The organism is Halobacillus litoralis, assembly GCF_020524025.1.
Classification (GTDB): Bacteria; Bacillota; Bacilli; order Bacillales; family Halobacillaceae; genus Halobacillus; species Halobacillus litoralis_D.
Genome location: NZ_JAIVKN010000002.1, coordinates 926788 through 940728, shown reverse-complemented (window position 1 = coordinate 940728; position 13941 = coordinate 926788). Strand labels below are relative to the sequence as shown.

The following is a 13941-nucleotide window of genomic DNA, read 5'->3' as shown; positions in this document are numbered from 1 at the left end:
TTTCACCTCCAATAAGTATATATAGAAATAAAGGGAGAGACCGAAATGGCTGACCGAATCAATGAACTACGCAACAAAGTGACTCCAAAAGAAGAGAAAAAGTTGGAACTGGATAAAGTAGAGCGGATTTTGAAGCGGCTTGAGCAGTTCTCCTCTGAGTGTGAGACGTGTGCAAAATATTGGAAAATTCTTGGAGAGAATGTGGATACTTTGCTTGAGAAGAATGAGCTTGGTCGTGAGGATTTTGAGCGTCTAAAAAAAGTGAAAAGGGGAATGATTTCTCACCTGCAAAAAACACACAAATTAGTCTCTGAAGGTCAGAATGTAGGATTGTTTATGGCGATTGGAATCAGCATTGGTACCACTCTCGGACTGACGGTGTTTGATAACCTAGCGATAGGGCTGTGTCTGGGGCTAGCGATGGGCGTAGCGGTTGGATCAGGGAAGGATGCAGAGGCTAAGAAGAAGGGGCTTACGATTTAAGGCTTGCATTTCTACCAATAGGAACAATTTCTGAAATGGTCGTCGATGCCGTCAATTCCGACAAGACGAACTTGTTTATGAAGAAAAAGTTAATTTATCATCGTTCAAATCTACGGCAATCACTTTCGCCTTATTATTGTCATATTCAGAAGATATTTTAAGAAATTATAAATAAGAAATCTACTAAGTTCCAGACTGGTCACTTGCCTCGATCCACAAACTACAAGATGGTACAATAGCACCAAATCAAAAGTCAGGTGGACGAGTGGAATGGATAAAGAGAACAAATTAATCGTAAACTCTGAATCAACAAACCTTTTAAAAGAGCTCACTTCCTCTCTCGAGACATGCGAAAGCTTTTATTTCAGCGTGGCATTCATGAACTTCAGCGGCATTCAGCTGTTGCTTGATGCGTTGGAAGAAGCGAAGAATCGTGATGTTGCAGGCAGAATCATGACTTCTACCTATTTGAACTTCACGGACCCGAAAGCACTTCAGAAAGTTCGTGAGTTTGAGAATGTGAATTTGAAGGTGTTTGTCACGGATCAGACGGTCGGGTTTCATACGAAGGCATACATATTTGAGTATAAGGATAGTTATAAGGTGATCATAGGCTCGTCGAATATTACGCAGTCGGCTTTGAAGAGCAATGTGGAGTGGAATGTGGAAGTGATTTCGAAGCAGGATGCGAGCTTTACCAAGCAGGTGATCAAGGAGTTCAATAGCCTGTGGGAGCGTAGCAGCGATGCGACGGATGAGTTTCTCCGTGACTACAGTGAATTCTTTCATAATTTGAGACAGGTGACAGAGCAAAATCAAGGCATTTATGAAAAAGCTGCCTATATTACGCCAAACTCGATGCAGAAGCGTGCGATCGAGAATTTGAACAGGCTTCGAGCAACGGGGGAGCAGAAGGCGCTAGTGATTGCTGCGACAGGTACGGGAAAGACGTACATGTCAGCGTTTGATGTCCGCCGTTTGCGACCGAAACGTCTGTTGTTCGTTGTCCATAGGGAAGAGATCCTGCAAAAGGCGAAAGAGACGTTTGAGAAGTTGATGCACGGATTTGATGTCACGTTCGGACTTTTGACTGGGACTCAGAAAGATATGCAGTCGGATTATATTTTTGCTAATATCCATACTCTTTCGAATCATTACGAGCGGTTTGATCCACACGAATTTGATTACATCATTTATGATGAGGCGCACCATGCGACGGCAGACTCTTACCAAAAGGTGATCGACCACTTCAACCCTACCTTCATGTTGGGCATGACGGCGACACCAGAACGGGGCGATGGTCGGTCTATTTTTGATCTTTTCGACCAGAATGTCGCGCTTGAAGTGAGGTTGCATGATGCGCTTGAGGATGACATTGTCGTGCCCTTTCACTATTTCGGCATTACGGACATTGAAGAGGTCGACCTCAGTGATGTGGCCATCGATGATATGAAAGAGATAGCCAGAAGGTTGCAGGTGAATGAGCGCGTTGACTTTATCATTGAGAAGATGTGTTTTTACGGTCATGATGGTGAAAAACGTAAGGGGCTCGGCTTTTGTGCTAACCGGGATCATGCTCGCTTTATGGCTGAGCAGTTCAATGTTCGTGGTTATTGGAGTGAATTTTTATCTGGTGAAGATTCTGGTGAAGTGAGGCAGAAGGCGATTGAAAAGTTGGAGGACGATGCCCACCCGCTCCAGTTCTTATTTACGGTGGACATTTTCAACGAAGGGGTCGATATTCCTTCTGTAAATACGGTGCTGATGCTTAGACCGACAGAATCTCCGATTGTGTTTATTCAGCAGTTAGGTCGTGGGCTGAGAAAGTATAAGCAGAAGCAATTTTTGACGGTACTAGACTTTATCGGAAACCATACCAAAGCCTTCTTGATTGCAATTGCGTTGAATGGCCAGCGTTATTACGATAAAGAAAGTTTAAAGGTGGCGATTTCTACTGATTTTGCCCATCTGCCTGGTGCGACCCATATTCAAATGGACAAGATTTCGGCGGATCGTATTCTAGCTCAGATTGATCAGGAAAAGTTCATGTCGGCTAAGTATTTGAGAGAACAGTATCAGGAATTCAAGAAAATTCGCCAAGGAAAAGTGCCTTATTGGCTGATGGACTATTACAAATATGACGGGTCCCCAGACCCCGTTAAATTTATCAAAAAAGATGGTACGTATTTGAACTTTGTAGCTAAAGCGGAAAAAGACCAACAACTAACACAGCTGCTCGGAAATGAAATGTTCGAGAAGACATTGAGGTGGCTATCCAAGCAAATTCCTCTTAAACGCCCGTTTGATTTCGCAATCATGCGTTACTTGCTGCAGCATGAAAAGGTCACACTAGAGCAGGCGAAGAGGGAGATCCTGAAGTGGATGGAAGATGTGGCTGACGATAGCGTCCGTCATGCAGTGGAGTATTTGGACCAAACATACTTCGATACGAAGGAGAAAAATCTTGTGCCCCCGTTATTTGAAAGGAATGGAGATGCCTTGAAACAAACGTCGTTATGGTCGGAATTGCTTTCTCACCCCGTGTACCAGGGCTATTTGAACGACGTGATTGAATATGGTCTGTTCCGCTATGAACGGGAATTCGGACATATTAACTACGGGGAACCTTTTTTCAAATTGTATGAGCAATACACCATGGCAGAGGTTGCGTTGCTTTCCAATTACCGAAAAACACATTCTGCCTTCAGGGGGTCTGGGTTACTGAGGAATGGGAACGAATACTTCTTATTTATTGACCTTCATAAAGAAGCAGATATTGAGGAAAGCATTCAATATAATGATCAATTCATCAGTCGAACACAGTTTCAATGGGAGTCACCGAACCAAACAGCTCAATCTTCTGAGACGGGACAAAGCATTATTCACAGTGTGGAAAAGGAAATTAACCTTCATCTGTTTGTAAGGAAATACAAAGAAATCGAGAAGGGCTATCGTGAGCCGTTCATTTATATCGGAAAAGGTAACACGATGACGTATCAAAACAATCGGCCAATTGAATTTCAATTTGAGCTGGAGCAAGAGGTGCCAGAAGCTTTATATATTGAACTGACAGAAAAGGTGGAGCTCGATTAACGGGCTACACCTTTTCTGCTTGCAGCTGCTTTACAGCTGGTATATCTGCTGGTGCCCAGTCTAGAGAGTTTAGATTCTCACGTGGCAGCCATATGAGTTTAGAGTGTTCACTCGCTTGAGGTTGGCCCTCTTTAAGGTCAGCATTTAGAGCGATGAGACGAATGATGAAGGCGTCATATTCATGCGTGTGATCGTTAAAAATGTCTTTCGCTTCGATGTTACAGGATAGTTCTTCTTCAATCTCGCGTTCTAATGCTGTTTGAAGGTTCTCTCCTTCTTCCACTTTTCCACCAGGGAACTCCCATTGGTTAGGAATGGACATCTCTGGTGATCGTAGGGCGCACAGGATTTCGTTCTTTTCGTTTTCGATGATAGCTGCAACGACTGTAACTGTTTTCTTCATGATAAACCTCCGAATCATAAGTGTGATACACATTTATGATAGCACAAGCAGCCTTACACTTCTTTTTTGTTGTATGCCAACAAGAATGACGCGGTACGAAATATTATATCCACGATTACGAATTGTGATTTAAAAGAAGAGTAGAAGATGAATCCTATGCTGATGAGGTGCATTAAACTTTCATCAGCATAGGATTTATTTATTGAGTTAGTTTGAATACATGCTTATCCTCTTAAATATTTTTTGTTGACGAAATTTTCATGCATATAAATTTAAGCTTCAAATCTGTTCGGAATTTATTTACAAGGAATTTTCTAAACCTCCATCAATAATGAGATGAATTATACGCAGGAAAATTTTTATAAAAAATTTTAAGAAACGTGACACCAAACTAGACCTCTATTCGATTATAGAATTAAGAAGGTCTTTTTTTTATGCCTTCAAAAAAGGAGGAGAAAAATGAATTACTTAAAAGAAATGAACGCGTTTTTAGATCAGATTGAATTGGAGGAGCTGTCCGTGTCTGCTTCGATGCTGTGGATTACCTTGATGCATTTCAACAACAAAGTAGGCTGGAAAAAGGAATTTTCCGTTCCGACAGAAGCTCTCATAATCAAAGCCCGGATTACTAGGAGTTCGTTTAAACGGGCACGTACCGAACTCAAAGAAAAAGGTTACATCAAGCACACATTTATCAACCGAAACCGGGCTCCTGTCTATGAAATGATTTCGTGTGTGAACCATGGAGTGAGCCAAGAGATGAACCATGAAATGGACCCAGGTGTGAGCCGAGGGACGGACGTTGGAGCGGGCCCTTTAATTAAAAGAAATAATAAGAAAAGAAAAGAGATGAATGACGAAGCGGATGCTGCTTATTTAAATCCTCATGAGTTTTACGAACAGAACATTGGGATTCTGAATGCCTTTATTGCGGAACAGATTACGGAATGGTGTGAAGAACTGTCGGATGAACTGGTCATTGAGTCGATGCAGCGGGCATTGCAGCATAATAAACCGTTTTTCAAATATTGTGAGGGTATATTGCGCCGCTGGCATGCAGCAGGGATAAACACTCTGGAAGCTGTTGCAGCTCAGGATCATAGATCGGCTTTAAAGGATACGAAGGAGAAAGCGGACGATATTTTTGAAGAAATCAGAAAGGAGAGACAGTCATGACTTATCAAGAAGCAGTCGAAGTGTTGAAAACCATTGAAGAGGTGTATGGAGATCAATTTCCGTTGACGAAGAGAAAGGTTGCTTTGATGATTGCGCAGCTTGAGAAGATGGACTATGAGCCAGTGATGAACCGCTTGAGCGAGCATGTGACGGAATCTCCATTTCCACCAAAGTTAGCCGATATCGCTGTTTATAAGGTTCCTGAGAACAAGACACTCGAAAAGATGAAGCAGTGGAAAAAAGAAGCTGATGAAGTATCAGATGAGACCAAACAGATGTTTAAAGAGAAAGTAAATGAATTGTTAAGGAAGGTGTCGCAATGATTAGCAACTATCTAGCAGAACAGTCGGTGATTGGTACACTTTTAATGGAGGGCACCCTTATGGATGATGTGATCCTGCTGCCTGAGCACTTTTCCGATAAGAAGCATCTCAAGATTTTTCAGGCGATGAGGACAGTGCATGAGGCGAATGAGCCTATCAATATCGTTTCGGTAACGACAGCTTTGAAAGATAGTATAAGGGAGGTGGGAAGCGTGACGTATATGACTAAGCTGGCTTCATCCATTCCCACGACAGTGACCTTCAACAACCACCAGCGGCTTGTCCTGGATGCTTATCGTCATCGTGTCACAAGAGAGGTGGCTATCAAATACGTGAAGGACCCTGATGAAGACCAGTATGATGCGTTAAGTGAGCAGATGGAATCTCACCGGGAATTGAAGGGGCAGGATCGCGAGGGAACGATAAGAGAAATTCTTGTGGAAGTTGCAGAAAGAATGAAATATCCATCGAAGGATGGGATGACAGGTTTTTCAACCGGATATGAAGAATTGGATCAGATGACGGGCGGCACGCAGAAAGGGGATTTAATCATCCTTGCAGGAAGACCTTCCATGGGGAAGACAGCTTTCGCATTAAACCTTGCCACTCATCACTGTAAGCAAGGAGGGAGCACACAGATCTTCAGTCTGGAAATGGGGAAATTGCCGTTAATTCAGCGAATTCTTTCATCAGAAGCCTTTGTGGACGGTCAAAAATGGCGCACGAATGATTTTAATAACCAGGATTACATAAATGTCATCAATAGAATTGGTCCGATATCTGAGTGGTCATTAAGCATTGATACCCAGGTACGGACAGCCGGTGATATCCGCTCGAAAGTAAGATCCTATATACAAAAAGAAAAAGCAGAAAACCACCTGGTGGTCATCGATTATCTTCAACTTATCTCTTCTACAACACGCTCCGAACGCCGTGACCTCGAAATCGGTCAGATCACAAGAGAACTCAAACTATTAGCGCTTGAACTGGAAATTCCGATCATTCTATTGTCTCAACTCTCCCGAAGTGTCGAGCAGCGCCAGGATAAACGACCGCTTCTTTCTGATTTACGTGAATCCGGAAATATCGAGCAGGACGCCGATTTGATTGCCTTTCTGTACAGGGAAGACTATTACAAATGGCAGGAGAATAATGACAAGGTGGAACTGATTATCGGGAAACAGCGGAATGGTCCTGTCGGGAAAGTAGAATTACAGTTTAAGAAAGATTATGGGAAGTTTGATGGGATTGGACCTCAATTTGACCTTCATTGCTCCTGATGGCCAATAGTATTGATAAATATCGGAAGAATAATCAACTCTCTATATTTTGTTAAAGTAGACGTTTATCGTGAAGGGTTCTGTGGATAAGGAAACTTGCTCCATAGATTCCGTTTTCCTCTTAAAAATTTGACAGAAACATGTTACCAAAAAAGTTCCTGTCCCCCATTGCGATAAAGTGTTAACGTAATGGGGACAGGAACTTTCATCTAATCTGTACTAAAAGGAGACTGTAAACAGGGTAATCTAAACATTATTAAATACGTTCACTATAACTTATAGATAAGTAACTGCTAGATTGATAAATACAAGTTTATATAAGTCATATATTATATTGAGTTTTCAATTTCCTTAATTTCTTCTTTAGATAAAGGAATAATCCCTTTTTCTGGAGATGGCCATTTTGGTAGTTTTTTTGATGGTTTAAGGGGCTCTCTTTCTTCATAAATGGCATAGTACATATTATTTTTAGAAGTACAATTATTAACTATCCCTTTTTCGACAATTTCTCCAGTGGGTATTAGGTATAAATAATATTTAATTCCACTAGAGTTAGTTTTTATATCGTCTATTAACTTATTGCAATTAGGAGCATCTTCATTAAAAGCATATTTATCCTCTTTATCTGGATAATAACTGTTATCGATACCTCTAGTTCTAAACAAGTAAGTGTTCATAGTATCCCCTCCAAAATATAAGTCTAGTTACTAATTTTTCAGCTTGAATGTAATGTATTACCATTCAGTTTAGATGAATTTCAATAAATTGGCAACAACCAGACCTTAAATATTGTGAATATTCAATATATTCCCTGGTATGCATTAAGCTTATGAAGACTATTATTGACCAATAGTAAAGCCCTCAAGCTCACCTTGAGGGCTTTACTATCAGCTCCGAGACTGCCGCAAAAAGCGAGGGTAGGACACTAAAGCTAGAATTCCTCCCGCGACTCCAGCCACAATCAAAATCAATAGATTCAGCCAAATATCAGCGAGTCCACCGTTGGATAGAATGATGTCTTTATAGCCTTGAAGCGCCCAATACTGCGGCAGGGCCTTGCTTATGTTCTGGACGGTTTCCGGCATAAATTCCACAGGCATCCAGAGACCGCCGAGCAGCGCACCACCGAGGGCGATGATCTGTGTCATCGCGATGCCCATGTTTTCTGTCCGCACATTGACAGCGAGCGCCATACCCCATCCGGTCACGATAAAAGCGAGGGCGAGGGATAAGAGAATGAGCGACAGCGGATCTCCGAGCGGTAGGTCATAGACGATGACGCCAAACCCGAAGAGGACGGTGATTTGGACGAGGACGACGATCATGAACGGCAGCCATTTTCCGAAAAAGTACTGGTGAGTGGAAAGCGGGGTGCTGGCGATTCTTGCGACCATCCCGCGTTCTTTATCTTTAACGAAGACAATGACCATCGAAATCATGATGAAAAAGGCAAACATGATGGTGTAGCCCGGGATGATCTGGGTGACAAGCTCCTTATAGCTCGTTTCCTCCCCGGATAAAATCGCTACAAAAGCAACAATAAATACAATCGGCAACACAAACGTCCAAAACCACAATCCTTTGTCCTGCACTGTCTTTTTCAATTCCGTACGAGCGATCGCCCACATGACTGGTTCCTCCTTTTCTTACGCATCTCTTAACTGCGTGCCGGTCAAATTGAAGAAAATATCCTCGAGTCTTGGCTGATACAATTCAAGTCGGCGTGGTTCTAACTGATGTTCCCGACAGTGCGTGACCAGTTTTTCCAGGGTGAGAAGGGGTTCATCACTATTTAATAAATAGCCATTTCCTTTTGCCTCCGCCTCACCAAACTCTTGGAGCATTTTTTCCCCAATGTCATCTCCAGCAATGAATAAGGAGGGTTTGCCGTGTTTATCTAACAATTCCTCCATTCGGCCGAACTCCATCAGCTGCCCTTTATCAATGAGGCCGATGCTGTCACAGAGCTGCTCGACTTCCTCCATATAGTGACTAGAGTAGATGATTGTGCTGCCTTCTGCCTTCAGCTGATGAATCAGCGAAAAAATGGAATTCCGGGATTGAGGATCAATGCCGACGGTCGGTTCATCCATAATGACGATAGCCGGTTTATGTAGCAGCGCACAACCGATATTCAGTCTGCGTTTCATGCCGCCGGAAAACGTCATGACTTTATCTTTCTTCCTGTCTGTTAACCCAATCTGCTCAAGCACCTCGTCCATGCGCACCTGCAGGTTTTTCCCTTTCAGTCCATACATATTGCCAAACAGAATTAGGTTGTCACGGGCGTTCAGCGTCTCCTCGAGACAAATTTCCTGAGGGATATAGCCGATTTGCTGCTTGATCTTCGTACGATCTTTAGAAACCTTCCAGTCGTTCACGCCGATGTCCCCATCAAAATTCAGAAGAATGCCTGATAAAATTTTCATAAGCGTTGATTTCCCGGCTCCATTCGGTCCGACAAGTCCAAAGCACGTACCTTTATGAATTTGAAAACTGATGTCATCTAACGCATGAATCGGTCCATAGTGCTTACTGACATGCTGTACATCAATCACAATGATATCCCCTTCCTAAAACACGGTTATGTCGTTTATAAGATACTTCTTATACGTATGCAGAAGAATATATGTTTCAGAATTTTATATAATTTAAATGCTTATGAAGCATGATAAAATGAAGGTAATAACGGCTATAGGGTTGAAACGGTTGATGAAAAATACAATCGTCACTGTTTTATGTACGAACAAAAAGGTAGGTGATATCATGTATATCGGCCAGCACGATCCTTAAGGGACAGACAGCCTGCACCGATAGGACGTGTGCAAATTTCAAGTCGTCCCTGAGGGATAATCGTGTTCGATGAAGAAGAGATTCGCAGATGGGAAGAGGGTATTGATCAACGGCGTTTCAACCACTGGAAAACGGAGAAGCATTACAAAGACCCCGAGAGAGAAAGGTTATTCAAATGGAGAAAAGTTTATTATCTTCGCTTAGGTAATGAAGAAAAGAGTGAGCGTCGTTTTAAGCAAAAAAGCTTTAGAATGAAGCTGCGAAGTCAGGTCATTCGAGGAGACGATCACCTCCCTGTACCCCATGAGTACAAGACGTATGGATGGGAAACGTGGTAAAGAAAAAGGCGTGCGGCTGTTTGAGTCGCACGCCTTTTTCTGTTTATCGAAAGTGTCTTTATACATCCACCTTAACAGAGGAATTATCTTTAAATTTAGAAAAATTACTTGAAGGGGTTGTAAAGCGCTTACATTACGTCTATAATACAACTAAATCGATTTACTAAACCGATTTAGTAAAACAGAAATGTGGAGATACCAATGAAAAAAGTAACCATCGCTGATGTTGCCAAGCAGGCAGAAGTATCAAAGAGTACGGTTTCACAGTACTTGAATAAGCGATATGACTACATGGGAGAACAAACGAAGAAGCGCATCCAGAATGCGATTGAACAATTAGGCTATCAGCCGAACTTCGTCGCCCGGAGCTTAAAGCAGAAGTCGACGAAAACAATCGGTGTGATTGTCGCCAACATCTTGCACAATTTTACAACAGAAGTGACAAGGGCTATTGAAGATGCCTGTCACGGGGCAGATTTTCACACCATTATCTGTAATGCGGATGATGATCCTGTGAAAGAAAAACATTACATTGAAATGCTTCGGGCGAAACAAGTCGATGGACTGATTATTTTTCCAACAGGCAATAACCGGGACTTGTACCAGCAAATGCTCGATGCCTCCTATCCAGTCGTCTTCTTGGATAGAAACGTCGAGGAGATGCCGGTGACTGCTGTGATGCTCGACAACCAAAGGGCAGCGGAGCTTGCAGTGGACCATTTTGCTGAGAAGGGGTATAAGCGAGTCGGTATGGTGACGACTTCGATATTTAATCACGTGTCACCAAGGCTGGAACGTATCGAAGGATATAAAAAAGCGTTAAACAGAAATGGCCTCACCGTTCATGAGGATTACATCATCAGTGCAGAACCGGATCATCTTCAAGAGTCTTTGGAGGATTTATTGCATTTGGACAACCCGCCGGAAGCCATTCTTGCAGGAAACGATCTGGTATTAATCGAGATTCTTAAATACGTGAAACATAAAGGGTTAAAAGTTCCAGAAGACCTGGCTGTCATTGGCATTGATGACGTATCTTTCGCAAGTTTCTACACGCCTTCAATTACAACCGTCGCCCAGCCGACATTCAAAATGGGCAAAATGGGAGCCGAACTGTTATTGGATAAGATCGAGAAAAAAGATAAAAAGATGAATCCATCGTATCGGTTTGAACCGAAGTTGATGGTCAGAGATTCTGTTTAGTCAAAGGGAGGAGGAATGAAAATGAAGGATGTTATGACGATCGGTGATGCGATGATCACCTTCGATCCATCCAAGAATGGTCCCTTACGAAATGTCCATACATTTGAAAGGAAAGCAGGAGGAGCCGAATTCAACTTTGCGATCGGCTGTGCCCGCTTAGGGTTGAACACCGGGTGGATCAGCCGCCTTGGGAATGACGAATTTGGCAAGTACATTAGAAATTTCGCCCGGGGAGAAGGGATCGACATTTCATCAGTCAAGCTGATGGATGGCTATCCCACGTCCCTGAATTTCAAAGAAATCAAGGAAGATGGAAGTGGGAGCACGTTTTACTACAGAAGCGACTCCCCAACCAAAACGTTGACCGAACAGACACTGGACACAGAAGCGTTAAGGAAAACGAAGGTCTTACATATTTCCGGCGTGTTTGCGGCTATTGAACCTGAGAAGAACGTGCCTTTATTGAAAAGAGCCGTCACGATCGCTAAAGATCATGGTGCACTCATTTCCTTCGACCCGAACATCCGCCTGAAATTATGGAACAGAGAAGACGCGAGAAAATCGCTCACACAGCTGCTGCCTTATGTGGATATTATGCTGACGGGAGTCGAGGAAGCGGAACTGTTACTCGGCGTGGATAAGAGTGAGGACATCGTAGACGCGTGCAAGCGGTACGGAATCTCTACAGTCGCTATCAAGCAGGGGGAAGCTGGAGCTTTTGCTTATATGGATGGGGAAACACTCCAACTCCCTGCTGTTCCACCGAAGAAGGTGGTCGATACCGTCGGAGCCGGGGATGGTTTTGATGCCGGATTCATTTACGGGGTCCTGCAGGGATGGTCTTTGAAGCGGACCTTACAGTTCGCCAATACGATCGGATCGATGGTCGTGAGTGTGTACGGAGATAATGAAGGGCTTCCGGAATTAGAGGAAGTGCATGTTCAATTGGGTGAACGAGAATTAATTGAAAGGTGAGGTGGAAGGATGAACCTCCAGTTAGCCTTGGACCGCATGACAAAAGAAGAATGCTTTCGCATGTTAGCAGAAACGGAAGAGAGCATTGACTGGATCGAAGTGGGGACAGGAGTTATCAAGGAGTACGGGATGGCGATTGTCCGGGAAATCAAACAAGCGTACCCTGAGAAAATTATCGTAGCGGATATGAAGACGTGTGATGCAGGAAAGCACGAGGCAGCTCAGGCCTTCCGATCTGGTGCTGACATTACGACAGTCATGGCTTTTTCAGCCGACCAGACGATAAGGGATACGCTGAAGGTTGCGGATGAATCAGGAGGAAGAGTCATGATTGACCTTCTTGGAATTACAGATTCCAAACGCATCGAAGAGCTTTCTCAGCTTGGTGTCGACCTTGTCAGCCTTCATTTTGGCAAAGATATGCAGGAATCCGGGGAGATGAAGGAAGAGGACTTATTTTCGCTAATCAAGGAACACTCCGGACTTGAAGTGGCTGTCGCTGGCGGCATCAACTCAGGGTCCCTGCCAAGAGTCTTGAGAGAAGGTCCCGATACAATCATTGTCGGAAGCGCCATTACAAAACAAAAAGACAGCAGCCAATCCGCTCAGTCTATGAAAGGAGTGATGAACGAATATGAAAACAATCGTAGATACAGTCAGCAGTGAAGTTCAGCAGGTGTTAGCGAGAGTGGATGAGTCTGAGGCGTCCGAGCTATCTGCTCAGTTGAAAAAAGCCAAACGGATCTTTGTCGCCGGAGAGGGCCGGTCAGGTTTGATGGGGAAAGCCTTTGCGATGCGTCTGATGCACGCTGGTTACATCGTTTATGTAACAGGGGAGACGATCACCCCAAGTATTGAAGACGGTGACTTACTTGTTGTCATTTCAGGGTCTGGAACGACCGCCTCATTGAAGCAATTTGCCGAAAAAGCGAAAGAAACGGGGGCTATTATTGCAGCTGTCACCACGAATCCATCATCTGCGATCGCTGAACTCAGTCATCACATCCTTGTGGTTCCAGCAGCCACTAAAAAGAGGTTACCGAATGAACCAGAGACTATCCAGCCACTTGGCAATCAGTTTGATCAATCCGTTCATCTATTATTGGATGCGGTCATTATTCGAGCGACCGCAGATCAGGAACATGCAAATGAAAAAATGACGGCACGACATGCCAATTTGGAATAGGGGGGAGAGCATTGAACCTTTCAGAGAGTCTTAAACAAGCACGAGTCATTCCGGTCATCAGACAAGCGGATGAAACGAATATTTTGGATATCACGGATGCACTCGTTCAAGGCGGCATCAAGGCCATTGAGATTACCGCTGAGACGAAGAATGCTGCCAAACTCATCCGTAAAGTGGCGGATGCTTACGAAGGAAAACTGCTTGTAGGGGCAGGAACGGTGCTTGATCCAGAAACAGCCAGAGAGATGATTTCAGCAGGTGCAACCTTTATCGTAGCTCCAACACTTAACGTTAAAACCATCCAGCTTGTTCAACGATACGGACTTCCATGTATACCAGGGGTGTTTACGCCAACGGAAATCCAGACGGCGCTAGAAGCGGGAGCGGGCATGGTCAAAGTCTTTCCAGCAGGCACCGTCGGCCCCTCTTACATAAAAAATGTATTAGGACCGCTGCCTCAAGCGGCAATTATGGCGACAGGCGGGATCCATCTGGATAATATGGAAGACTACTTTGCAAATGGGGCAGCAATGGTCGGAATCGGAAGTCAATTGGTTAAACCATCACAGCTTAACACAGAAACAGACTATCAAGAGTTAGCGGAAAAAGCTAAAATGTACGTCGATCGTGCAGAAAAGTTCTATCAACAACTATCCCTTCAGTTGTAAGCGGATTCAACTATAAAAGG

General features: G+C 43.7%; 16 protein-coding genes. 12 read left to right on the top strand and 4 right to left on the bottom strand.

Annotated features, from left to right (window positions below; all coding sequences use genetic code 11):
• The first annotated feature begins 45 nt into the window (after positions 1–45).
• A complete protein-coding gene (locus tag LC036_RS11030) occupies positions 46–483 on the top strand; it encodes a hypothetical protein (protein WP_226582165.1) in 438 nt (145 codons plus the stop codon).
• Positions 484–753: 270 nt separating this feature from the next.
• Complete coding sequence (locus LC036_RS11025) at positions 754–3576, top strand: DEAD/DEAH box helicase (RefSeq protein ID WP_226582162.1); 2823 nt, start codon at positions 754–756, stop codon at positions 3574–3576.
• A gap of 4 nt (positions 3577–3580) precedes the next feature.
• On the opposite strand, the gene LC036_RS11020 is transcribed toward LC036_RS11025, so the two are convergent.
• Positions 3581–3979 (bottom strand): (deoxy)nucleoside triphosphate pyrophosphohydrolase, encoded by a 399-nt coding sequence (locus LC036_RS11020; RefSeq protein WP_226582159.1) that lies wholly within the window; start codon positions 3977–3979, stop codon positions 3581–3583.
• A 459-nt stretch (positions 3980–4438) separates the two neighbouring features.
• On the opposite strand from LC036_RS11020, the gene LC036_RS11015 reads away from it, so the two are divergent.
• From LC036_RS11015 to dnaB, 3 genes are read left to right on the top strand one after another with little or no spacing between them, the layout of a single operon-like run.
• Complete coding sequence (locus LC036_RS11015; RefSeq protein WP_226582156.1) at positions 4439–5155, top strand: DnaD domain-containing protein; 717 nt, start codon at positions 4439–4441, stop codon at positions 5153–5155.
• Complete coding sequence (locus LC036_RS11010; RefSeq protein WP_226582153.1) at positions 5152–5478, top strand: hypothetical protein; 327 nt, start codon at positions 5152–5154, stop codon at positions 5476–5478. The genes LC036_RS11015 and LC036_RS11010 overlap by 4 nt, the downstream gene beginning before the upstream one ends.
• Positions 5475–6758, top strand: a complete 1284-nt coding sequence (gene dnaB / locus LC036_RS11005) for a replicative DNA helicase (protein ID WP_226582151.1) — start codon at positions 5475–5477, stop codon at positions 6756–6758. The genes LC036_RS11010 and dnaB overlap by 4 nt, the downstream gene beginning before the upstream one ends.
• 329 nt (positions 6759–7087) lie before the next feature.
• Here the strand turns inward: dnaB and LC036_RS11000 are convergent, their stop codons facing one another.
• From LC036_RS11000 to LC036_RS10990, 3 genes are all read right to left on the bottom strand, one after another.
• Positions 7088–7435, bottom strand: coding sequence for a hypothetical protein (locus LC036_RS11000; RefSeq protein ID WP_226582148.1), 348 nt, complete (start codon positions 7433–7435; stop codon positions 7088–7090).
• A 210-nt stretch (positions 7436–7645) separates the two neighbouring features.
• A complete protein-coding gene (locus LC036_RS10995; RefSeq protein WP_226582145.1) occupies positions 7646–8386 on the bottom strand; it encodes an ABC transporter permease in 741 nt (246 codons plus the stop codon).
• Positions 8387–8404: 18 nt separating this feature from the next.
• Entirely contained in the window at positions 8405–9316 is a 912-nt protein-coding gene (locus tag LC036_RS10990) for an ATP-binding cassette domain-containing protein (RefSeq protein WP_226582143.1), read from the bottom strand.
• 97 nt (positions 9317–9413) lie between these two features.
• On the opposite strand from LC036_RS10990, the gene LC036_RS10985 reads away from it, so the two are divergent.
• The 7 genes from LC036_RS10985 to LC036_RS10955 all read left to right on the top strand — a co-directional run bounded on the left by LC036_RS10985 (position 9414) and on the right by LC036_RS10955 (position 13921).
• Positions 9414–9551: a hypothetical protein gene (locus LC036_RS10985; RefSeq protein ID WP_226582141.1), complete on the top strand. Its 138-nt coding sequence runs from the start codon at positions 9414–9416 to the stop codon at positions 9549–9551.
• A 62-nt stretch (positions 9552–9613) separates the two neighbouring features.
• The gene (locus LC036_RS10980; RefSeq protein WP_226582139.1) at positions 9614–9889 is read left to right on the top strand and encodes a hypothetical protein; all 276 of its coding nucleotides are present in this window, start codon (positions 9614–9616) and stop codon (positions 9887–9889) included.
• Between the two features lie 201 nt (positions 9890–10090).
• Positions 10091–11092, top strand: coding sequence for a LacI family DNA-binding transcriptional regulator (locus LC036_RS10975; RefSeq protein WP_226582137.1), 1002 nt, complete (start codon positions 10091–10093; stop codon positions 11090–11092).
• 21 nt (positions 11093–11113) lie between these two features.
• On the top strand, positions 11114–12067 hold the full coding sequence (locus tag LC036_RS10970; RefSeq protein WP_226582135.1) for a sugar kinase: 954 nt from the start codon (positions 11114–11116) through the stop codon (positions 12065–12067).
• A 9-nt stretch (positions 12068–12076) separates the two neighbouring features.
• Entirely contained in the window at positions 12077–12733 is a 657-nt protein-coding gene (gene hxlA, locus LC036_RS10965) for a 3-hexulose-6-phosphate synthase (RefSeq protein ID WP_226582134.1), read from the top strand.
• On the top strand, positions 12702–13253 hold the full coding sequence (gene hxlB / locus LC036_RS10960) for a 6-phospho-3-hexuloisomerase (protein ID WP_226582131.1): 552 nt from the start codon (positions 12702–12704) through the stop codon (positions 13251–13253). Before hxlA ends, hxlB begins: the two co-directional genes overlap by 32 nt.
• A gap of 11 nt (positions 13254–13264) precedes the next feature.
• The gene (locus LC036_RS10955) at positions 13265–13921 is read left to right on the top strand and encodes a bifunctional 4-hydroxy-2-oxoglutarate aldolase/2-dehydro-3-deoxy-phosphogluconate aldolase (RefSeq protein WP_226582127.1); all 657 of its coding nucleotides are present in this window, start codon (positions 13265–13267) and stop codon (positions 13919–13921) included.
• Positions 13922–13941: the final 20 nt, after the last annotated feature.